Annotated in this window: 17 protein-coding genes; 8 read left to right on the plus strand and 9 right to left on the minus strand. The window is 74.4% G+C overall.

Annotation, left to right across the window (positions count from 1 at the left end):
* Positions 1-37 precede the first annotated feature (37 nt).
* Complete coding sequence (gene lpdA, locus ACN28C_RS14225) at positions 38-1,426, minus strand: dihydrolipoyl dehydrogenase (RefSeq protein WP_422773936.1); 1,389 nt, start codon at positions 1,424-1,426, stop codon at positions 38-40.
* A gap of 267 nt (positions 1,427-1,693) precedes the next feature.
* Here lpdA and ACN28C_RS14230 point away from each other — a divergent pair, with 267 nt between their 5' ends.
* The gene (locus tag ACN28C_RS14230) at positions 1,694-2,017 is read left to right on the plus strand and encodes a hypothetical protein (RefSeq protein ID WP_422774661.1); all 324 of its coding nucleotides are present in this window, start codon (positions 1,694-1,696) and stop codon (positions 2,015-2,017) included.
* A 113-nt stretch (positions 2,018-2,130) separates the two neighbouring features.
* Here ACN28C_RS14230 and ACN28C_RS14235 read toward each other — a convergent pair whose 3' ends face one another.
* On the minus strand, positions 2,131-3,720 hold the full coding sequence (locus tag ACN28C_RS14235) for a leucyl aminopeptidase (RefSeq protein WP_422773937.1): 1,590 nt from the start codon (positions 3,718-3,720) through the stop codon (positions 2,131-2,133).
* A 124-nt stretch (positions 3,721-3,844) separates the two neighbouring features.
* Between ACN28C_RS14235 and gcvT the strand changes: the two genes are divergently transcribed.
* Positions 3,845-5,095: a glycine cleavage system aminomethyltransferase GcvT gene (gene gcvT, locus ACN28C_RS14240; RefSeq protein WP_422773938.1), complete on the plus strand. Its 1,251-nt coding sequence runs from the start codon at positions 3,845-3,847 to the stop codon at positions 5,093-5,095.
* A 38-nt stretch (positions 5,096-5,133) separates the two neighbouring features.
* Here gcvT and ACN28C_RS14245 read toward each other — a convergent pair whose 3' ends face one another.
* The 3 genes from ACN28C_RS14245 to ACN28C_RS14255 all read right to left on the minus strand — a co-directional run bounded on the left by ACN28C_RS14245 (position 5,134) and on the right by ACN28C_RS14255 (position 9,586).
* On the minus strand, positions 5,134-6,426 hold the full coding sequence (locus ACN28C_RS14245; RefSeq protein WP_422773939.1) for a DUF2314 domain-containing protein: 1,293 nt from the start codon (positions 6,424-6,426) through the stop codon (positions 5,134-5,136).
* Positions 6,427-6,609: 183 nt separating this feature from the next.
* Entirely contained in the window at positions 6,610-7,380 is a 771-nt protein-coding gene (locus tag ACN28C_RS14250) for an adenosylcobinamide-GDP ribazoletransferase (RefSeq protein WP_422773940.1), read from the minus strand.
* The gene (locus ACN28C_RS14255) at positions 7,373-9,586 is read right to left on the minus strand and encodes a bifunctional adenosylcobinamide kinase/adenosylcobinamide-phosphate guanylyltransferase (RefSeq protein ID WP_422773941.1); all 2,214 of its coding nucleotides are present in this window, start codon (positions 9,584-9,586) and stop codon (positions 7,373-7,375) included. The genes ACN28C_RS14250 and ACN28C_RS14255 overlap by 8 nt, the downstream gene beginning before the upstream one ends.
* 170 nt (positions 9,587-9,756) lie before the next feature.
* Between ACN28C_RS14255 and ACN28C_RS14260 the strand changes: the two genes are divergently transcribed.
* Together ACN28C_RS14260 and ACN28C_RS14265 are read left to right on the plus strand one after the other, a co-directional pair.
* On the plus strand, positions 9,757-9,957 hold the full coding sequence (locus ACN28C_RS14260) for a hypothetical protein (RefSeq protein ID WP_422773942.1): 201 nt from the start codon (positions 9,757-9,759) through the stop codon (positions 9,955-9,957).
* A 5-nt stretch (positions 9,958-9,962) separates the two neighbouring features.
* Entirely contained in the window at positions 9,963-10,760 is a 798-nt protein-coding gene (locus ACN28C_RS14265) for a site-2 protease family protein (protein ID WP_422773943.1), read from the plus strand.
* Positions 10,761-10,822: 62 nt separating this feature from the next.
* On the opposite strand, the gene ACN28C_RS14270 is transcribed toward ACN28C_RS14265, so the two are convergent.
* Together ACN28C_RS14270 and ACN28C_RS14275 are read right to left on the minus strand one after the other, a co-directional pair.
* Complete coding sequence (locus ACN28C_RS14270; RefSeq protein WP_422773944.1) at positions 10,823-11,821, minus strand: aldo/keto reductase family protein; 999 nt, start codon at positions 11,819-11,821, stop codon at positions 10,823-10,825.
* An 87-nt stretch (positions 11,822-11,908) separates the two neighbouring features.
* Positions 11,909-13,744: a WG repeat-containing protein gene (locus ACN28C_RS14275; protein WP_422773945.1), complete on the minus strand. Its 1,836-nt coding sequence runs from the start codon at positions 13,742-13,744 to the stop codon at positions 11,909-11,911.
* A 112-nt stretch (positions 13,745-13,856) separates the two neighbouring features.
* Between ACN28C_RS14275 and ACN28C_RS14280 the strand changes: the two genes are divergently transcribed.
* From ACN28C_RS14280 to ACN28C_RS14295, 4 genes are all read left to right on the plus strand, one after another.
* Positions 13,857-14,411 (plus strand): hypothetical protein, encoded by a 555-nt coding sequence (locus tag ACN28C_RS14280; RefSeq protein ID WP_422773946.1) that lies wholly within the window; start codon positions 13,857-13,859, stop codon positions 14,409-14,411.
* A gap of 1,974 nt (positions 14,412-16,385) precedes the next feature.
* Entirely contained in the window at positions 16,386-17,165 is a 780-nt protein-coding gene (locus ACN28C_RS14285) for an ABC transporter permease (protein ID WP_422774662.1), read from the plus strand.
* A gap of 8 nt (positions 17,166-17,173) precedes the next feature.
* A complete protein-coding gene (locus tag ACN28C_RS14290; protein WP_422773947.1) occupies positions 17,174-17,995 on the plus strand; it encodes an ABC transporter permease in 822 nt (273 codons plus the stop codon).
* Entirely contained in the window at positions 17,992-18,996 is a 1,005-nt protein-coding gene (locus tag ACN28C_RS14295) for an ABC transporter ATP-binding protein (RefSeq protein ID WP_422773948.1), read from the plus strand. The genes ACN28C_RS14290 and ACN28C_RS14295 overlap by 4 nt, the downstream gene beginning before the upstream one ends.
* A gap of 180 nt (positions 18,997-19,176) precedes the next feature.
* Here ACN28C_RS14295 and ACN28C_RS14300 read toward each other — a convergent pair whose 3' ends face one another.
* Together ACN28C_RS14300 and murA are read right to left on the minus strand one after the other, a co-directional pair.
* Positions 19,177-19,785, minus strand: a complete 609-nt coding sequence (locus tag ACN28C_RS14300; protein ID WP_422773949.1) for a DUF3043 domain-containing protein — start codon at positions 19,783-19,785, stop codon at positions 19,177-19,179.
* Positions 19,786-19,863: 78 nt separating this feature from the next.
* Entirely contained in the window at positions 19,864-21,219 is a 1,356-nt protein-coding gene (gene murA, locus ACN28C_RS14305; protein ID WP_422773950.1) for a UDP-N-acetylglucosamine 1-carboxyvinyltransferase, read from the minus strand.
* Positions 21,220-21,446: the final 227 nt, after the last annotated feature.

Here is a 21,446-nt window from a genome sequence, read left to right on the forward strand (position 1 = left end):
CCCGGTGGTCGCCGGGCCGGCGCGGAGATTTCTGTGGTCAGGCGTGTGCGTGCAGCGGCTTGCCGGCCAGGGCGAGGTGGGCCTCGCCGAGCGCCTCGCTCTGGGTGGGGTGGGCGTGGACGAGTTGCGCCACCTCGGCCGGGTACGCCTCCCAGTTGAAGATGAGCTGCGCCTCGCCGACCAGTTCACCGACCCGGGCGCCGACCATGTGCACGCCGACCACGGGGCCGTCGTCGACCCTGACCAGCTTGACGAAGCCGGCGGTCCTCAGGATCTGGCTCTTGCCGTTGCCACCGAGGTTGTAGTTGTAGGTCTTGACCTTGTCGGCGCCGTACTGCTCCCTGGCCCTGGCCTCGGTGAGCCCGACCGAGGCCAGCTCGGGGTCGGAGTAGGTGACCCGGGGGATGCCGTTCTCGTCGATCACGGCCGGGTTGCGACCGGCGATCTCCTCGGCCACGAAGATCCCCTGCTGGAAGCCGCGGTGCGCGAGCTGGAGGCCGGGCACGATGTCGCCGACCGCGTAGACGTTCGGCACGCCGGTCCGCAGCCGCTCGTCGGTCAGCACGAAGCCCCGGTCGAGCTTGACGCCCTGCTCCTCGTAACCGAGGTTGGCGGTGTTCGGCCCGCGGCCGACCGCGACGAGCAGCACCTCGGCCTCGAAGGTGTCACCGCCCTCGATGGTGACCCTGACACCCTTCTCGGTGTGCTCGACCTTCTCGAACCGCTTGCCGGTCTTGAACGCGATGCCGCGCTTGCGGAACGCCCGCTCCAGCGCCTTGGAGGACTCCTCGTCCTCGGCCGCCACCAGTCGGGGCAGCGCCTCGATGATCGTGACGTCCACGCCGAAGGACTTCCAGACGCTGGCGAACTCGACGCCGATCACGCCACCGCCGAGCACGATCGCCGAGGTCGGCACCCGGTCCAGGGTCAGCGCGTGGTCGCTGGTGATCACCCGCTCGCCGTCGATCTCCAGGCCGGGGAGGGTCCGGGCGTACGAGCCGGAGGCGAGCACGACGTTGCGGCCGGTGTAGCGGGCGCCGTTCGCCTCGACGGTGTCCGGGGAGACCAGCCGGCCCTCGCCCTCCACCAGGGTGATCTTGGCGCCCTTGATCAGCCCCTGCAGGCCCTTGTAGAGCCGGGAGATCACGCCGTCCTTGTAGGCGTTCACGCCGGACATGTCGACGCCGACCAGCTCGGCCTTGATGCCGAACTGCTCCGACTCGCGGGTCTGGTCGGCGATCTCCGCCGCGTGCAGCAGCGCCTTGGTCGGGATGCAGCCGTTGTGCAGGCAGGTGCCGCCGACCTTGCCCTTCTCGATCATCGCGACCGAGAGGTCCAGTTGGGCGGCACGCAGTGCCGCCGCGTACCCGCCGCTGCCACCTCCGAGGATGACGACGTCGAACGTTCCGCCGTTCGGCTCGCTCACAGTTAACTCCCAGGTCGCGTCGCTGCTACGAGGGTGATGCCGGTCAACCGGGCATACCGCCGCCCGCGACCGGGGTCTTCCGGCCGGTGCGGCGTGGACTTTTCCCGGACGGCCGAGCAGAACCGGGGAGCGCCCACCTCGGTCATCTTGTCACTAGTGGAAGCGGACCGCGTACCGAGGTGCCCAAGGACACGTCGTGGGGACGTACGCTTGCCGGAAGTCGCCGGTTTCGCCGTGCGGCGGCCGTGCCGGGGAGGAGAGGATCGGGTGGCCTGGTTTCGCCGACGTAAGAAGGCGGTTGTCACGGCGGGTGATCGCCCCGCCAGCCGTGCGGATCTTGACCATCTTGAACAGTTTGTCCGGTCGAAGCGCGGCGTCGAGGCGTTCATCGAGCCTCGCACGACCGTGACCGAGACCACCGTGATGTTGATCGCGCACGACGGTGAGTGGACGCGGCGCCGGATCGACGGCCCGGACGGGGCCCGCCGGTTCGCCCACCGGATGGCCATCCCGGTCTACGACGTCCGGCTGGTCGGCTACCCACAGCGGATGCGCGACTTCAACGAGCGTCGCAAGCGGGCGAGCGGCTGACGCGAGCGGGCGAGCCGGCTGACGCAAGCGCGCGAGCGGCTGACCCGCCGGGAGCCGGCGACCCCGCAGGGGGCCGGTCCCGCCGCCATCCGGCGGGACCGGCGGCCGGTCCGTCAGTCGTTGGCCGCGATGTCGTCGACCAGCTCCAGCAGGGTACGCACCGGCACCCCGGTGCCACCCTTCGTCCAGTAGCCGGTCGGCTCGCCGGAGTGGTAGCTCGGCCCGGCGATGTCGATGTGCGCCCACGGCACCTCGTCGGCGACGAACTCCCGCAGGAAGACGCCACCCTGCAGCATGTGGCCGGCGCGGTCCATCGTCGCGTTCACCTGGGAGATGTCCGCGACCTCCGAGTCCATTCCCTTCCGGACGTCGTCCGGCAGCGGCATCGGCCACGTCGGCTCTCCGGCCGTCTCGCCGGCCTGCTGGACCCGCTGGCAGAGCTCGGTGCTGCCCATCACGCCGGCCACCCGCTTGCCCAGCGCCACCACCTGGCCGCCGGTCAGCGTCGAGGTCTCGACCAGGTAGTCACAGCCGTCCTCGCAGGCCCGCGCCATGGCGTCGCCGAGGACCATCCGGCCCTCGGCGTCGGTGTTGAGCACCTCGACCCGCTTGCCGTTGTACATCGTCACCACGTCGCCCGGCCGGTACGCCGTGCCCGACGGCATGTTCTCGGCCATCGGCAGGTACGCGGTCACCGCGACGGCCGGCTTCAGCTCGGCGACGGCGAGCATGGTGGCGGCGACCGCCGCCGCGCCGGCCATGTCGGACTTCATCTCCCACATGCCCTGGGCGGGCTTGATCGACACGCCGCCGGTGTCGAAGGTGATGCCCTTGCCGACCAGCGCGAGCCGCTTCACCGACCCGCCGGCCCCGGCGGTCGCCGGGTCGTAGCTGAGCTTCACCAGCCGGGGCGGCGCCGCCGAGCCCAGCCCGACGGCGAGGATGCCGCCGTAGCCTCCGGCGGCCAGGGCCTGCTCGTCGAGGACCTCCACGCCGAGCCCGGCCTCCCGGGCGGCGGTGGCCACCGAGTCGGCGAAGGACGGCGGGCGCAGCTCGTTGGGGGCGGTGTTGACCCAGTCCCGGCTCCGGCAGACCGCCCGGGCCACCACGCCGGCCCGGCCGATCTCCACGCGGGCCCGGTCGTCACCGGCGTCCGGGACGTGTACCGCGATCGCCGCCACCGGTGGCCGCCGGGTCGGCTGCGGCCGGGTCTTGTAACCGGCGAACCGGTACGCCCCGAGCAGGCCCCCCTCGGCGATGGCGCGCAGCGCGGCCGGGGCGTCCTCGTCGTCCGGCACCGGCAGGGTCAGCGCGACCCGCTCGGCGCCGGCCAGCGCCCGCACGGCCGAGGCGGCGCCCCGGCGGAGGACCTCCGGTGCCGGTGCCGCGCCGGTCGGCTCGGGGCCGAGCCCGACGGCGACGACCAGCGGCGCGGTGATCGTGCCCAGGGTGGCGAGCTTGATCACTTCACCCGGACCGCCGGTGGCGCCCAGCAGCGCCAGGGTCTCGGTGAGCCGGCCGTCGAACGCCGCGGCGATGCTCTCCGCACCGGTGGCGAGGAGCAGGGTCCCGGCGAAGTCGCTGCTCCGCGCGGATTCCACCGCGTCCACCGTCTGGCTGTGCAACCCGATGACGATGGCGTCGACGGCGAGTTCGGCGGGGTCGGTGTCGACCAGGCTGAGGGTTGTGCTGGGCGATGTCACTACGCGGCTCCGGACGGGCGTGGCCGGCCGCGTGGGTGCGGCCCGGCGAAGTGGGTCTCCGGCGCAACTTACAGGCCGGACGAACGGGCTGTCCCGCCGACGGTCCGCCGGACGGGTCCCGCCGATGCTAACCATGGGCCGGATCGCAGGTAGGTTGCGACCCATGACCGACCCGACCCAGACGACCGGCCAGACCCCGGAACACCCCGCCGACCAGCTCCCGGAAAGCGTCGCCGGCCAGCTCCGCCACTCGCCGCTGCACGAGCGGCACGCCGCGCTCGGCGCCAAGTTCGCCGCCTTCGGCGGCTGGTCCATGCCACTGGAGTACGCCGGCGGCGGCGTCCTCCGGGAGCACACGGCGGTGCGTACCGCGGTGGGCGTCTTCGACGTCTCCCACCTGGGCAAGGCCCGGATCACCGGCCCCGGGGCGGCGGACTTCGTCAACGCCTGCCTCAGCAACGACCTGGGCCGGATCGGGCCGGGACGGGCGCAGTACACGCTCTGCTGCGACGACGCCACCGGCGGGGTGGTGGACGACATCATCGCCTACCTCCACGACCCCGAGCACGTCTTCCTGGTCCCGAACGCCGCCAACACCGCCGAGGTGGTACGCCGGCTGCGCGCCGCCGCCCCGGCCGGTATCACCGTCACCGACGAGCACGACGCGTACGCCGTACTGGCGGTGCAGGGGCCGCGCTCGGCGGAGCTGCTCGGCGCCCTCGGACTGCCTACCGGACACGACTACATGAGCTTCTCCACCGCCGAGCTGAGCTTCTCCACCGCCGGGGCCGCCACCGGGCTGGGCGGCCCGGTCTCGCTGGTGGTCTGCCGGACCGGTTACACCGGCGAGCACGGCTACGAGCTGGTGGTGCCGGCCGAGGCGGCGACCGCGGTCTGGGACGCGCTGCTCGCGGCCGGCGAGCCGTACGGGATCCGCACCTGTGGCCTGGGCGCCCGGGACACCCTGCGCACCGAGATGGGTTACCCGCTGCACGGCCAGGACCTCTCCCCGGAGATCAGCCCGGTGCAGGCCCGGCTGGGTTGGGCGGTGGGCTGGGACAAGCCGGCGTTCTGGGGGCGGTCGGCGCTGCTCGCCGAGAAGGCGGCCGGGGCCCGGCGCACCCTCTGGGGGCTGGTCGCGCTCGACCGCGGCATCCCCCGGCCCGGCATGACGGTGTTGACCGCCGACGGTACGCCCGCAGGCACGGTCACCAGCGGCACCTTCTCGCCGACCCGGAAGGCCGGGATCGCCCTCGCCCTGCTCGACCGCGATGCGGGACTGGCGCAGGACGCCGAGGTCGAGATCGACGTACGCGGCCGGCGCGCGGCGATGCGGGTGACCCGCCCGCCCTTCGTCCAGCCCTCCGTGAAGTAGCCACCCACCGGGGCGGCCGCCGGAGGCTGGTCGCCGGATCAGCGTTGGGAACGGTCCCCGGCGTCGAGGACGGCCTGGGTCCAGCCGCCCTCGATCACGCCGCTGCCGTCCAGCAGGGCCCAGTCGACCACGTCGACGGCGTCCACCACGACGGGCTGGCCGACCCGGACGGTCGGGTCCGCCGTGGCGTCGCTGGCGCTGGCGCCGACGATCCGCTCCGGAGTCGTCCAGGAGGTGACCCCGGCCCAGACGAACTCCGGCCCCTCGTCGGTCGGCAGGCCGTACTTGACAAGCAACTGCACCCCCTCCGGCAGGCTGCCGGCGAGGAAGCGCTCCCGGATGCCGGGCAGCCCGTCCCGGGCCGTCGTGATCGCCCGGGCCATCGCGTCGTCGGGGCGGGCGTACCGGACGTCGGACTGGGCGGTGGCGCCGAAGAGGGCGGCGCAGACCGCCGCGAAGTACCGCCCGGCCGGCCCGGGATGGTCGGTGGGCGGCAGCAGGGTCAGGAACGAGTCGGCGTCCGGGTCGGTGGCGGGGTCGAGTTCCAGCCGCAGCGCCGCCGGGCCGGTGGTGTCGTGCTGTTGCGGATTGCCGTAGGCGACCGCGATGTCGTGCCCGGTGACCGAGGTGACGACCGGCAGCTGCACGAAGGCCGGCACCTCGCTGTCGGCGAGTCCGTCCGTCCAGGCCCGGAGCAGCCGCCGGGCCACCCCGGTCATCACCGCGCCCCAGGCCCGGGTCAGATGGGTCGGTACCCCCTGCGCCTGCAACTCCAGCAGCCCGAACCGGCGCAGTCCCTTGGTGGTGAACCAGAGGCCGCCGTCGTCCGAGGAGTACGGCACCAGGACCCAGTCGATCAGGCGTACCCGCCCCTCGGCGTCCGGCAGCGAGCGCAGCGCCGCAGCCGGGTCGAGGAACTGCAGGGCGAAGACGTCGACCACGTCCGCGCCGAGCGACTCGGCGACGGCGGAGGCCACCGTGCGGGCCGCCCACTCGTGCGCCGGTGGCCAGCCGGGCCGGTAACTGGCCTGCACGACCACCAGGTCGGTGGCGGCGTCGAGCCGGGCCAGCTGGGTGTCGGTGGCCCCGAAGGCGGTGAGCAGGTCCGGTGGCAGGTGCGGAAACTCCGCGATCGGTCGGGTGTCGACCGTCATGAGCGGACTGTCCAGCATCTGCCGGGCGAGGTCGTGCACCGGTCCGGAGAGCCGGCCGCCCAGCGCCGCCACCGCGTCGGCCGGAGCCGGGTCGGCCGGGCCGGAGGTGGGCACCAGGTAGGTCGCGGTCAGCGACTCCGGGACCGGCACGGGCAGGAAATCGTCCGTGATGAGCATTGCGTCCCCCCGCTCGGCCGCGTGCCGGCCTCGTCCTCGTATCTGATGTCCTTTTCGCGAACGCTACCCGCGAACGGCAGCCCGGTCAGCCGGTCGGCACCGGCCGGTCGTCCGAGCGGCCCCGCCGGGGCACACCGGTCGGGACTCTCTCCATCCGCCGGCGACGGCACCGCGGGCCCGTCCTCACCCGGCCAGCACCAGACCCAGGAAGCAGAGCGTGCTGGCCACTTCGACGGCGGCGCCGAGCACGTCGCCGGTGATGCCGCCGAGCCGGCGTACCACGTGCCGGAGCAGCAGCAGCGTGCCGGCCAGCGCCGCGGTGACCGCGAGCGGGCCCTGCCACGGCCGGCCCGGCACCGCCGGCACGGCGAGCAACGCGACCGCGGCCGAGAGCCCGACCAGCGTCGCCGGGCCGACGGTGCCGGCGACCAGCGCGCCGAGCCCGTCCGGGCGGGCCGCCGGAACGCCGCGCCGGCAGGCCCAGCTCACCGCGAGCCGTCCGGCCGCCGTCCCGGAGACCATGGCCGCGACCAGCGCGGACCACGGCCGGCCGGCCAGCGCCGCGAACGACGCGGCCTGGAGCAGGAGTACGAGGAGGAGGGCGACCACCCCGAACGGGCCGACGTCCGGCTGCCGCATGATCCGCAGAGCCGCTTCCGGCGACCGGTAGGAGCCGAGCGCGTCGACGGTGTCGGCAAGCCCGTCCAGGTGCAGTCCGCGGGTGAGCAGCGCTGCCGCCGCCACGGTCAGCACGGCGGCGACCAGCGGTGGGGCGATCGTGCCCAGCCCACCCAGCACCGCGGTGAGGAGCACGCCGAGCAGCGCGCCGACGAGCGGCGCCAGGGCCATCGCCGTACCGGCGGAGGCGCGGTCGACCCGGTCGGCCCGCAGCGGCGCGACGGTGAAGATGGTCACCGCCAGCCGGCCGCCGGCCGCGAAGCGGCCCTCAGGCACCCGGTGGCACGGTGGCGCCGTCGCGGCGCCCACCCTCCCGGCCGCCCGCCGCGTCCGTCGCCGGACCCGCCCCGGCCGGGTCCGGCTCCTCCGGGATGCTGGTCGGGCCGGGGCCGGCCGGCGGCGGCTCGACGAACTCCCGATCGTCGTCCGGGCCGTCCTCGACGTCCCGCCCGGGCCGCTCCGGTGCCGGTGGCGCCGGTTCAGGGGTCGCCGGTTCAGGGGCCCACGGTTCGGCCGGGTCCGGCACCGGCGGGCTCTCCGGATGCGACTGCCCGGCCCGGGGCGCCGGATCGGCGGCACCGGTGCCGCCGGGACCGGGCGCCGGAGCGGAGCCGGCGGTGCCGGGTGCCGGAGCTGGGGTCTCGGCGGTCTCCTCGGCGGGATGCGGCGGCAGGGTGGCGGCGAGGGTCAGCGCGGAGCGCAGCACCGGCAGCGCGGCCAGCGCGCCGGCCCCTTCACCGAGCCCGAGCCGCAGATCCAGCAGCGGTTCCAGGTCGAGCACGTCGGCGCCGAGCCGGACACCCGGATGGTCGCCGTGGTCGGGAAGCAGGCACCAGTGCCGGGCCTGGCCGGCGAGGTCCCGGCTGACCAGACCGGCCGCGACCCCGACCGGCCCGTCGAGCAGCACCGGGGTACGCCGGGCCGTCGCGCCGAGCAGGACGCCGGTGGCGATCGCGATGTCGCCGCCACCGAACTCGGCGAGCACGTCCTTGGCGTCCCGGGGACTGCGCCGGGTGCGGTGCATGGCGTCCCGGACGGCGGCGCAACGCAGCATCCATGCCTCGTCGTCGACCTGGCCGCCGTGCGCCACGACCCGGCCGAGCACCGCGGCGGGTTCGGCGCCGGATGTGGCGGCGAGTACCGCCGCGGCGGCGGCCTCGGTACCGGCGCCGCAGGCGGCGAGCACCAGCAGATCCGCGCCCGCGTCCACCGCCTCCTCGGCGAGCCGCCAGCCGTAGCGCAGGGCCGCCTCGATCTCGTCACCGGTCAGCGCCGGGCCCTCCTCCATCGGCCGGGCCTGCGGTGCCGCCACGACCTGGAGGGTGGCGTCTGCCTCGGCCGCCAGCCGGGCGATCGGGCCCGTTCCCTGCCGCGCCTGTTCGGCCCGGCGGGCGGACTCGCCGGGCACCGCGCCGGCGGCTGCCCCGCCGGCGTGGTCGCCGTGCAGCAGGAGCACCCGGACGGAGCGCCAGGGCTGCGGGGTGTCGCTGGCCTGCGTGGCGGCGGCGAACGCGACCACCCGGTCCAGCCGGCCGAGGCCGGTGCCGGGCAGGTCGAGGGTGCCGAGCCGGTCGACGGCGGCGGGACCGGCGTACTCGTCCGGCATCGGCAGGTCCATCCCGGCCTGGATGACCAGGCCGGTGGCGACCATCGGCAGCGCCATGGTCGGTGCGGTCCAGCCGGTCCCGTCCGAGGGAGAGGGCTCGGCCGGGGGCGCGGGGACGACGGTGGGCCGGAGTACCTGGGGCACCGCACCCAGGACGTCGGTCCAGGCCGAAGCGGCCGGTGCGGTGGTGCCACGGTCGGCGGACGTGTCCCGGTCGGCGGGCGGGCCGGGATCGGCCGGGACGGCGCGGTCGGGCTGGGCCGGCACGCCCGGCCGTCGGGCGTCCGGGCTCGGGCCGCCGGCCGGCACCGCCGCCGGGGCTGGCCGGTCGGCGCCGACCTTGAGCCAGGCCGGCTGCCCGGCGACCATCAGCACCACGGCGTCGCAGGCGTCGGCGACCGTCCGGTTGGTGGTGCCGACGGCGTCGGCGAAGGCCCGACCGAGCGGCGTCGTCGGCACCGTCGACAGCCCCACCTCCGGACTGACCAGCACCAGCCGGGCCGGGCAGGCCCGGATCGCGGCGCCGAGTTCGCCGATGGTGGCGACGTCGTCGGCGGGCTGGTGCGCCGGGTCGAGCAGCACGGTCACCCAGCCACCGAGGTCGTCGACGAGCAGGGTCTCCCCGGGCCCGGCCCCGGCGAGCAGTTCGGCGAGCCGGGACGGGTCGGCATTGGCCTCCTCGGTCGTCCAGCTCGGCGGCCGGCGGAGCCGGTGGGCGTCGATCCGGGCCGCCCACTCGGGGTCGTCGACGCCGGTCGAGGCCGTCGCGACGTAACGGACATCCGGTACGTCCTGCACCAGTGCTTCTGCGAACTCGGACTTGCCGGAGCGGATCCCGCCCAGCACCAGGAGCCTGTGCCACCCGTCAACGGACATGCCCGTACCTTAGAGCGCTCGGCCCGGCATCTCGCGGTGAGGTATGTCGCGGGTGAGGTACGGATGCCGTGCCGGGATCGCACCGAGCGCTCCGGGCCGGCTCGTACCGTGCGGCCGACTAGGCTGGCGGAGGTTTGTCGGCGCGGAAGATCGGCGAGGGGAGACGCGACATGCCGTGGAGCTGGCGGTACGAGGGCGCGGACGGCGGTCCGGTCACCGGACCGGCCGAGGCGTTCAGCAGCCAGGCCGACGCCGAGTCCTGGATCGGCCAGACCTGGCGTGAACTCGCCGCCGCCGGCGTCGCCTCGGTGCTGCTGGTCGAGGACGACCGGGTGGAATACAAGATGAGCCTGCAACCGGCGGCCGAGTGACCGGGATGAACTTCGACCAACGCGGCCGGGACCGGCTGGTCCTCGGCGTGCCCCGGGAGGCCTTCCGGCCCAGCCCGATCTTCCTGGCCCTGGTCGCGCTCTTCGTCACCAGCGGGGTCATGACGTGGAACGGGTTCGGCAACCTCCGGCTCGACGTCTTCCTCTTCGTCGTCTCGGGCTGGCTGGTCTCGCTCTGCCTGCACGAGTACGCCCACGCCGTGGTGGCGTTCCGGGCCGGCGACCGGGGAGTGGCCCACCGCGGCTACCTGACCCTCAACCCGCTCAAGTACAGCCACCCGCTGCTCTCGATCATCCTGCCCGTGGCGGTGGTGCTGCTCGGCGGCATCGGCCTGCCCGGCGGTGCCGTCTGGGTGGACCGGCACGAGATTCCCGGCCGCCTTCGGCACTCGCTGGTCAGCCTGGCCGGTCCGGCCACCAACGTGCTCTTCGCGCTGCTGCTGGTCGTGCCGTTCGCTATCGGGGTGGACGTCTTCGCCCGCCCCGAGTTCTGGTCCGGTGTCGCGCTGCTCGCCTTCCTCCAGCTGACCGCGAGCATCCTCAACCTGCTGCCGGTGCCCGGTCTGGACGGCGGCAACGTCCTCCAGCCGTGGCTGACCCCGCAGTGGCGGCGCGGCTACGACCTGATGGCGCCGTACGGCTTCATCCTGCTCTTCGCCCTGCTCTGGAACCCGCGCGTGGGTGGCTGGTTCTTCGGCGGTGTCTTCGCGACCGGCGATCTGATCGGCCTGCCCGCCCACCTCTACGCCGAGGGCCTCCGCATGATCCGCCTCTGGCAGAACTGAGGTGTAAGGAAGGGCCCCCGCTTATCGTTTTCTGTCGTAGCGGGGGCCCTTCCTAACACCCGCTACGGGCGCTTGGCCGGGCTCTGGGTCTTGGCCGGGTCCCGCTCGGTGATCGGGTCGACGACCTCGTCGATCGCCTTGAGCAGGTCGGAGTCGAGCTTCACCCCGGACGCCTTCACGTTGTCGTGCACCTGCTCCGGGCGCGAGGCGCCGATGATCGCCGAGGCCACGTTCGGGTTCTGCAGCACCCAGGCGACGGCGAGCTGGGCCATGCTGAGCCCCGCCTGCTCGGCGAGCGGCCTGAGTCGCTGCACCCGGGTCAGCACCTCGTCGGACATGAACCGGGCGATGAAGCCTGCGCCGCCGGAGCTGTCGGTGGCCCGCGAGCCGGCCGGCGGCTCCTGGCCGGGCTGGTACTTGCCGGTCAGCACGCCCTGGGCGATCGGCGAGAAGACGATCTGGCTGACGCCGAGCTCCTGGCTGGTCGGCACGACCTCGCCCTCGATCACCCGCCAGAGCATCGAGTACTGCGGCTGGTTGGAGACGAGGTGGATCTTGAGCTCCCGGGCCAGCGCGTGGGCGGCCCGGATCTCCGACGCCTTCCACTCCGAGACGCCGATGTAGTGCGCCTTGCCGGAGTGCACGACGTCGGCGAAGGCCTCCATCGTCTCCTCCAGCGGCGTGGCGTAGTCGTACCGGTGTGCCTGGTAGACGTCGACGTAGTCGGTCTGGAGGCGGCGCAGCGATCCGTTGATCGACTCCATGATGTGCTTGCGGGACAGGCCCCGGTCGTTCCGGCCCGGGCCGGTCGGCCAGAAGACCTTGGTGAGGATCTCCAGCCCTTCCCGGCGCTCGCTGCGCAGGGCGCGGCCCAGCACCGACTCCGCCTTGGTGCCGGCGTACACGTCGGCGGTGTCGAAGGTGGTGATGCCGGCCTCCAGCGCCGCGCGTACGCAGGCGAGTGCGGCCTCCTCCTCGACCTGAGAGCCGTGGGTGATCCAGTTGCCGTACGAGATCTCGCTGATCAGCAGGCCGGAGCGGCCAAGGTGTCGGAATTCCATACCTTCGACCCTAGTCCCCGCGCCGGAGTGGATCACGTCGGGCGAGGCCGTGGGGAATGCGGATCACAGCACGGCGGGGAATGCGGATCACAGCACGGGCTTGGTGTCGGCGAGTAACCGGTCGATCTCCTCCATCACGTCGTTCCGGCTCGGGTGGACCGCGTCGATCAGTGGCTCACCCCGGCGGTCGAGCGCACCCCACTGCCCGGCGCCGTTGCCGACCAGGAAGGCGACCGGGTGGATGACCAGCGCCGGATGGGCCGGCGGGACCAGGACCTGCCCGGAGCGGTCGACCACGCCCTTGCGCCCGTTCACGTCCACGATCGCCAGCCCTTCGTCGGTGAAGCCGTCGACGTAGCGGCCGTCGGTGAGCGCGGTGCTGAAGCCGGTGTAGCGGGTCGGCAGCACCACCTTGCCGGTCTTGTCGACCGCGCCCCAGCCGCCCCGGCGGACGGCGGCGATACCGCGCCGGAACGGGCGCACGTCCTCGAAGCCGACCGGGATGACCACCTTGTTGGACTTGTCGATCGCGATCCAGCCGCCGGTGCCGTCCCGGGAGACCCAGGCCAGTCCGTCGGAGAAGGATCCCACGCCGAGGTAGCCCGCCGAGGCCTCGACGAGCAGTTCACCGGTCTCGTCGATCAGCTCCCAGGTCCGGGTCTCCGGCCGGCGTACCCAGGCGGCGCCGTCCCGGAACGGCTGCACGTCGGCGTAGCTCGGCGCGATCGCCAGCTGGCCGTCGGGGTCGGCGTACCCCCAGCGCTGGACCTTCTCGCTGAAGGTCGGCACCGGTGGCTTGTGCACCTGGAGAATCTCGTCCCGGTCGCGCGGGTACGGACCCCAACCGTCCTTGGCGACCTTGTTGAAGACCGCGTCGAGCGCGAGCTCGGTCCGGGAGATCAGATCCGGGTCCTCGACCTTGCGCAGCTCCAGGGCCTTCTCGAAGTGGTTGCACGCCTCCATGTACCGGCCCTGGTCGTAGCAGGACCGCCCGGCGTGCTCGTGCATGGTGGCCCGCAGCCGGTCCGGCAGCTCGGACGAGTTGGCCTCCGCGAAGAGCCGGTCCGCCTCGGCGAAGTCCCCCCGCCACTGGAGGACGTGGGCCAGCCGGGCCTGCGCGATCGCGATCCGCCGCAACTGGCCGGTCGCCTCCGCGTGGGCGAGCGCCAGCTTGCCGTCGGAGAGCGCCTTGCCGAGGTCGCCGAGGATCCGGGAGACCACGGCCCGCAGGCTTAGCAGCCGCGCCCGGGTGGCGTTGTCCTTGGCCGGTTCGAGCTTCTCCGTCAGCCGGTCCCGGATGGCCCGCAGCTCCTCCGGGTCCTCGACCAGCTCCCGCAGGGTTTCGTGGTGGAACCGCCACTCGTACGACGCCAGCACGTGTTCCGGGTCGGTCGCCGACGGCTCCGCCGGAACGTCCTCGGGCTTCGGCTCGGCCGCACGCGCCCCGCCGGGCCGGACGATCGGGGTGAGCATGGTGGGCGCGCTCAGCGCGGTGGCCGCACCGGCGGCCGGCCCGGTCGGCAGCACCGTGTCCGGGCTCGCCTCGGCGACGGGCGACCCGGGCGGCGAGGTGGCCAGCGGCGGGCCGGAGGTGGGCGCGGCGGACGGCGGCCCGGCGGCTGGCGGGCCGGAGGTGGCGGCCGTGGCCGGCGGGCCGCCGGCGCCGACTGCTGGGGCGGTCTCCGCCGATCCACGATCGGCCGCTCCGTCCCCGCCGCTGGCCGTGGGCGGCGCTGCGGTCGCGTCGGCCGCCGGCTCTGCGTCGCCGTCGCCCCGTTGTCGGGGTACGGCGGCGCCGGCGTCCGCTCCGGCGTTCGCGGCGGTGGTGTCGGTGCCCGGCTCGGCGGGGGAGGCGGCCGTCGCGGCAGCATCGTCAAGCGGCCCGAGGGGGGCGTGGTCCGTGACAGGTCCGGTCTTTGGCATGGAGGGTACGGAAGTTCCACTCAGGTCGGCGGCCCGTCCGGTGTCCGGGACGGATCCCGGGCCGGCCGGTTCGATCGGAGGGCCGGACGAGGGGACGGAGGAGGCGGGTTCGATGAGGATATCCGCCGCCGGGGCGGCGGCTGGCTCGACCAGCCAACCACTCTCCGGCCCGGCCGCCTCGTCCGGCAACGGGCTGGCGGACGGGGTGGAGTCGGCCGGCGGCGTGCTGGCGGGCGGGGGTGCGGGGCCGGTGGCCGGCGTCGGGGGTGTGGCGGTGGGCGTCGGCGCGGGCAGGAACTCCAGGCGTAGGCCCGCGGACGGGGGAGGCGTGGCGGGAGGACGCGGACCGGTCTCGTCGGCGGAGGGCTGCCGGGGCGCCGGGGGAACCGGATCCGGCGCCGCGCTCGGGGTCAGCCAGCCCGCCGCCTGCTCGCGTGGCGGCTCCACCGGCTGCGTCGTCTCGGCGGGGCGGGCCGGTTCGGTGGGGCGGACGGGGTCGACGGGGCGGGCCGGCTGGACCGGGCGGGCCGGTTCGGTGGGGCGGACGGACTCGGCGTGGCGGGGCGGTTCGACCGGGCGGGCCGGTTCGGTGGGGCGGACGGACTCGGCGTGGCGGGGCGGTTCGACCGGGCGGGCCGGTTCGGTGGGGCGGACGGACTCCGTGTAGCGGGGCGGTTCGACCGGGTGAGGCGGTTCGGTGGGGCGGGCCGCTTCGGCGGGGCGGGACGGGGCCACGGGGCGAGGCGCTTCCACCGGTCGCCCGGCGTCGACCGGGCGCGGCTCGATCGGGCGGGACTGCTCGACCCGGCGTACCGGCTCGACCGGGTGCGTGGGTTCGATCCGGCGGGCGGGCTCGACCGGGCGCGGCTGCTCGACGGCGCGGGCCGGTTCCCCGGCCCGGGGCGGCACGCTCGGCCCGACCCGCTCGGTCGGTCCCGCCGGAGCGTTGGCCGCGGGCGGATATCCCGCGCCCCGCTCCGGACGGGTCGGCGCTCCGTCCTGCTGGCCGCCGCGCGGCGGCACCCGGTCGGGTCCGGGGACCGGCGGACGGTCGGCTCCGGGGACCGGTGGACGGTCGGCTCCGGGGACCGGTGGACGGTCCGGCCGGCCGTATCCCGGTGCCAGCTCGGCGGCTGGCCGTTCGGCGCCGGGCGGGGGCGGACCGATCCGGTCGCTTCGATCACCACGGTGCGCCGGCCCCGGCCGGCCGGCCGGATCGGTGCCGCGCGGATCGCGGGCCGGCGGTCGCCCGGAACCCAGGTCGGGGAAGCGCCGGCCCTCACGCGGCGGCTCCTGACCCGGGCCGCGCTGCGCCGGCCAGGCCCCGGCGGCGGGTCGCCGGACCGGCGGCGGCTCGGCGCCGGGACGGTCGGGCCGGGCCCGGGGCGGGGTGCGACCGGGCGGCACCTCACGGCCTGCCGGGTGCGGTGGACCGCTGGATCGCGCGGCCCAGCCGTCGGCGCGGTCCGGTCCGGGAGCGCCGTCGAACGCCGCCGGCATCTGGCCGGGACGTCCACCCGGCGCGATCCGGCCCCGGCCGTCCCGTGGTCCGGGGCGGCCGTCGGACGGCATGGGGCGGCGGTCCTGCGGCGGCGGGGTCTCCTCCGAGGCGGGACCGGTGAGCCACCGTCCCCGCCGTTCCTGCGGGGCGGCGGAACGGCCCGGTCGGTCGTCTCCGGAGCGGCGGGGATCGTGCTGCGACGCCGCCCGGCCGCCCGCGAACCCGCTGTCGCCGCGGCCTCCGCGCGGTCCGGGCTCCGCCGCCCGGGGCGAGCGGCGGTCGTCCCGGGCGACCGGCACCGAGCCGCCGGTGCGGTACTCCGCCGGCGGCCGGGCGCGCCCGTTCGACGGTTCGTCCCACGGTTCAGGGGTGGTATCCCGGGAATCGGACGCCGGCTCCCAAGTCGTGGACCGGTCGCCGCTCCAGCGGTCGATGCGGCCGGTGCGCGCGTCGCGCGGCGGTCCGTCCGCCCGGGCGGCCACCGGGCGGGGCCCGGCAGGCTGTCCGGGGCGCCCGTTCGGGATCGCCTCGGGGTGCCCGTCGGGGACAGCGTCGGGCCGGCCCTGGCGGATCGGCTCGGGTGCGTGCGGGGCGCCGTCCGGGCGGCCGAAGGGCTCCGGCTCACCGGGGCGGCTACCCGGTGGCGGCACCTTGGCCCGGCCGGTCGGCACGGCTGCGCGGCCGGCGGGCCGGACGGGGCGACGCCGCTGGTGGCCGATGTCTCCGGCATACCGCTGGCCGGGGAACTGCGGCTCCCACTCCGAGGTCGGTTCGGTCGCCCAGGAGGGTTCGGGTGCCTCGCCCCAGCCGCCGGAGTATCGCCCACTCATACCGGCGCTCCCGGTCGTACTCCGGCGTCTCGACCTGTGGCGCCCCGGCGGGCCGTTGCTCCGGGCCCGGGGCCGCCGGCGAGGCGGCTGACCGCGCGCGGCGCGGCCGGGGAAGCCGGCTCGCGTCGCTCACTCACGGGGTGTCACCTCGTCGAAAATTCTCGCTGGGCAGCCGGGCGTTCCGGGTAAAGTCGCCCGGCTTGGTGCAGCGTGGTCGCGGAAGGAGGGTAACGGCGTGGGCTCGGTCACCGCCACTGTGCCACCACCCATCCGCCGAAACATCATCCCGTGGTTCCGGACATTTGCTGCCATAACCAGATCGGGGTTTCGTCGGTACTCTACATATCGGCAAGCTACCCTTGCCGGCGCCTTCACCAACACCGTCTTCGGCTTCCTCCGTTGCTACGTCCTGCTCGCCGTCGCGTCCGGTGCCGGTGGCGTGGCGAATGGCTACACCCCGGAGCAACTCGCCACCTTCGTCTGGGTAGGACAGGGACTGCTCGCCGTGATACTGCTGTGGCGGTGGACCGAGCTGGCCGACCGGATCCGCACCGGCGAGGTCGCGAGCGACCTGCTGCGCCCGGTGCATCCGGTGGTCAGCTACCTGGCGACCGACCTCGGCCGGGCCGGGTACGCGCTGCTGACGCGGTTCCTGCCGCCGGTCCTCACCGGGCTGCTCTTCTTCGACCTCGCCGCGCCGACCCGGTGGCAGACGGTGCCGCTCTTCGCCCTCTCCACCGGCCTGGCCGTGGTGATCTGCTTCGGCTGCCGCTACCTGGTGAACGCGACCGCCTACTGGCTGCACGACGCCCGGGGCGCGCTGATCCTCTGGACCCTCGGTTCCGGTGTGCTCGCCGGGCTCTACTTTCCGCTGCGGTTCCTGCCGGACTGGATCACCGTGACACTCTGGTTGGCCACGCCGTTCCCGAGTCTGTTGCAGACGCCGCTGGACGTCCTTGTCGAGCGGGACGGACGGCTGGTCCAGGCCGCGATGGTCATCGTGCAGGTGCTCTGGGCCGGGTTGGTGTTGCTGGCGTGTCACGCCGTGCAGCGCCGGGCCGAACGCAGGCTGGTGGTGCAGGGTGGCTGAGGTGCAGGGTGGCTGAGTCGCCGTACCGGCTGCGGCGGGCGCCGGCCTATCTGGCCCTGCTGCGCGGACAGGCCCGGTCGCAGGCGTCGTACCGGACCTCGTTCCTGGTCGACCTGGTCAGCAACGTCGGCGCCACCGCGCTCGACGTGCTCACGGTGCTGGTGCTGTTCCGGGTCACCCGGGAGCTGGGCGGCTTCGACCGGAGTGAGGCGATGGTGATGGTGGGGCTCTCCTCGGCGGCCTTCGCCACCGCCGACCTGGCGGTCGGCAACGTCGAGGGACTCCGCCAGTACGTCCGGACCGGGCTGCTCGACGCGGTCCTGGTCCGTCCGCTCGGCGCGCTTCCCCAACTGCTGCTGATGGACCTGCCGCTGCGCAAGGCGTCCCGCGCCCTCTTCGGGGCGGGGGTGCTGGCCGTGGCGCTGGCCACCGCGGACCTGCACTGGACTGCGGGTCGGGTGGCGCTGGCCGTGCTGGCGCCGCTGGCCGGGGTGGTCTTCTTCGGCGCGATCTTCGTGGCTGCGGCGACGCTCTCGTTCTGGTGGATCGACTCCGGCGAGGTGGGCTCGGCGTTCACCTACGGTGGTCGGGACTTCACCACCTACCCGATGACCGTCTACAGTGGCTGGTTTCGAAACGTCTTCGCGTACGGGCTGGGGTTCGGTTTCGTCGCCTACTACCCGGCGCTGGCGCTGCTCGGCCGGGCCGACCCGCTCGGTTTGCCGGGCTGGGTGGGTTGGGCCGCACCGGTCGTGGCGCTGCCGGCCGGTGCGCTCGCCGCCGCCGTCTGGCGGCTCGGCGTGCGGCACTACCGGAGCACCGGCTCGTGACCGCGACCCGGCCGGAGTCCCCGGTCATCGAGGCGCGCGGGTTGCGCAAGGAGTTCGCGGTACGCGTCCGGGCCGGCCGCTTCCGCCGGACCAGGCGGGTGGTGAGCGCGGTCGACGGGATCGACCTGGCGATCCGCCGGGGCGAGATGGTCGGATACATCGGGCCGAACGGCGCCGGCAAGTCCACCACGCTCAAGATGATGACCGGGGTGCTGACGCCCTCCGCCGGCCAGGTACGCGTCTGCGGGCTGGTCCCGGTGGACCAGCGTACCCGGCTGGCGCTGCGCATCGGGGTGGTCTTCGGGCAGCGCTCGCAGCTCTGGTGGGACCTCCCGCTGCGCGACTCCTTCGACCTGCTGCGGCACGTCTACCGGGTGCCGGCGGCGGAGCACGCGGCGCGGCTGCGGCGCTGCCGTGCGCAGCTCGACCTGGACGACTTCCTCGACATCCCGGTCCGGCAGCTCTCGCTCGGCCAGCGGATGCGCGGCGAGTTGACCGCCGCGCTGCTGCACGGCCCGGAGGTGCTCTTCCTGGACGAGCCGACGATCGGGCTCGACCTGGTGAGCCGGCAGGCGGTCCGGGCCTTCCTGGCCGAGCTCGGCGCCGCCGGTGACACCACGCTGGTGCTGACCACGCACGACCTGGCCGACATCGAGCGGCTCTGCCGGCGCCTGGTGGTGATCGACCACGGCCGGGTGGTGCACGACGGGTCGATCGAGGCGCTGCACGCGCGGTACGGCTCCCGCCGGCTGGTCGTGGCGGACCTGGACGAGCCGCTGCCCGAGCCGCCGGTACTGCCCGGCGCGCCCCTGCTGCGCGCCGAGGCGGAGGGGCGGCGGTTGGTCTTCGCCTGCGAGTCGGCGACCGCCTCCGAGGTGGTGGCCGGGCTGGCCCGGCTGGTGGCGCTGCGCGACATCGCCATCGTGGAGCCCGCCATCGAGGACGTCGTCGCCCGGCTGTACCGCGGGCCTGCGCCGGCCGACACACCGGTGCCGAACTGACCGCATGCGCCGCCGCTGTCCCGGCCGGTCGCATGCCGCCGCCGTTGTCCGGCCGGTCGCATGCGCCGCTGTTGTCCGGCCGGTCGCATGCGCCGCCGTTGTCCGGCCGGTCGCATGCGCCGCCGCTGTCCCGGCCGGGATGGCGGCCGCCGCGCCGGGGGCGTGGAGCAGTGCGCCCGGTCAGACAGGGTCGCCGAGCTTGACCCGGGGGACCGGGGCACGCATCCGGCGGAAGGTGATCGAACGCATGATCGCGTAGAGGTAGAGCGAGCCCATCCGCTGGTCGGTGTTGGGGAACCGTTGCCGGACCAGCTTCCTGATCCGCCGGGAGATCAGCACCGAGTCGATCACCAGGGCGATGGCCAGCAGCCCCCACAGCAGGTTGGAGGCGAACCGCACCTCCGGGGGCATGGTGTTCGCCGAGCCGATCAGCACCACCAGGGCGCCGCCGAAGAACCAGGTGCCGACCGTACGCCGGGAGTCGACCACGTCGCGGGCGAGCCCGCGCTCCGGGGCACGGTCCCGCGGACCGCCCTCCCGGCGGAACTCGGCTGCCGCGTCGGCCCGCGCCTGCCGGCGCCGCTCCCGGACCTCCTGCTTGGTCAGCGGCCTGGTGTCGCCGACCGCCCGCCGCCCGGCGCTCGGCCGCTTCGGAGTCTCCCGGCCCAGCTCCTTCTTGCTCGGCGTGTAGCCACGGGGGCGGGCAGGCGTGGACTCCTCGTCCGGGGTCACCTCGGCGGTGGCCTCGTCGACGAGGTCGGCTGGCTTGCGGCGAAACAACGACGGCACGCAGAAAGGGTAGCCAACCGCCGGCCCGACCCGCACCTCGCGGGTCTGCCGGCGGTCGTCCCGTCCGCTTGCGGCAGCTCAGGGGCGCTCGACGTGGGCGCCGAGCGCGGCGAGCTTGGCCTCGAAGTCCTCGTAGCCGCGGTTGATCAGATCCACCCCGTAGACCCGGGAGGTTCCCTCGGCGGCCAGCGCCGCGATCAGGTGGCTGAACCCGGCCCGCAGGTCGGGGATGACCAGATCGGCGGCGTGCAGCTTCGACGGCCCGGCGATCACCGCCGAGTGCTTGAAGTTGCGGCGGCCGAACCGGCAGGGCGTACCGCCGAGGCAGTCCCGGTAGACCTGGATGGTGGCACCCATCTTGTTCAGCGCCTCGGTGTAGCCGAGCCGCTGCTCGTAGACGGTCTCGTGCACGATCGACAGGCCCCGGGCCTGGGTCAGTGCCACCACCAACGGCTGTTGCCAGTCGGTCATGAACCCCGGGTGCACGTCGGTCTCCAAGGCCACCGCGCGCAGCTCGCCGCCGGGGTGCCAGAACCGGATCCCACCCTCCTGACCCGGGCTGCCCTGCCGGGGCGGCCGGGTGTCGGTGACCTCGTACGCCCCGCCGACCGAGCGGAACACGTTGAGGAAGGTCATCATGTCGGCCTGCTCGGCGCCGAGCACCTCGACCCGGCCGCCGGTGGCCAGCGCGGCGGCCGCCCAGCTCGCCGCCTCGATCCGGTCCGGGATCGGCCGGTGGGTGTAGCCGCCCAGCCGGGCGACGCCCTGCACCTCGATCACCCGGTCGGTGTGCACCTTGATGATCGCGCCCATCTTCTGCAGGACGCAGATCAGGTCGATGATCTCCGGCTCGACGGCCGCGTTGCGTAGCTCGGTGACGCCCTCGGCGAGCACCGCCGTCAGCAGCACCTGCTCCGTGGCGCCCACGCTCGGGTACGGCAGCTCGAACTTGGTGCCGTGCAGCCCGCTCGGCGCGGTCAGGTGCATCCCCTCGGGCGCCTTGTCCACGATCGCGCCGAACTGCCGCAGCGCCTGGATGTGGAAGTCGATCGGCCGGGGACCGATGTGGCAGCCGCCCAGGTCGGGGATGAACGCGTGGCCGAGCCGGTGCAGCAGCGGGCCGCAGAAGAGGATCGGGATCCGGCTGGAGCCGGCGTGCACGTTGATCTCGTCGGTGCTGGCGCTCTCGACGTTGGCCGGGTCGAAGACCAGTTCACCGTCCTCGACGCCGTCGGTGACCTTGACGCCGTGCAGTCCGAGCAGGCCGCGTACCACCTCGACGTCGCGGATGCGCGGCACGTCGAAGAGACGGCTCGGCTCGTCGCCGAGCAGGGCGGCGACCATCGCCTTGGAGACGAGATTCTTCGCGCCGCGCACCCGGATCTGCCCGGAAAGGGGCGTACCCCCGTGTACGACCAGGACGTCGTCGGTCAACGCAACCTCCAGCGGGTCGGTGCTGTGCTCATCCGTCGATGCTCTCCGCGAGGGTGGACCCTCGGGTCCACACTGCCGTCGCCCCGTGGCCCGGTCGGGGCGGCGCGGTCACGCCGTCCGGCCCGGACTCTCTGCACGGCCCCGGGCAGCATAGCGCTCGGTTACGAAAAAGGAACGGTCGCCGGGCGGCGGATGGCACGAAACGGGGACAGAGGCAGGAATCCGTA

The sequence above is a fragment of the Plantactinospora sp. WMMC1484 genome (assembly GCF_049315195.1).
Lineage (GTDB): Bacteria > Actinomycetota > Actinomycetes > Mycobacteriales > Micromonosporaceae > Plantactinospora.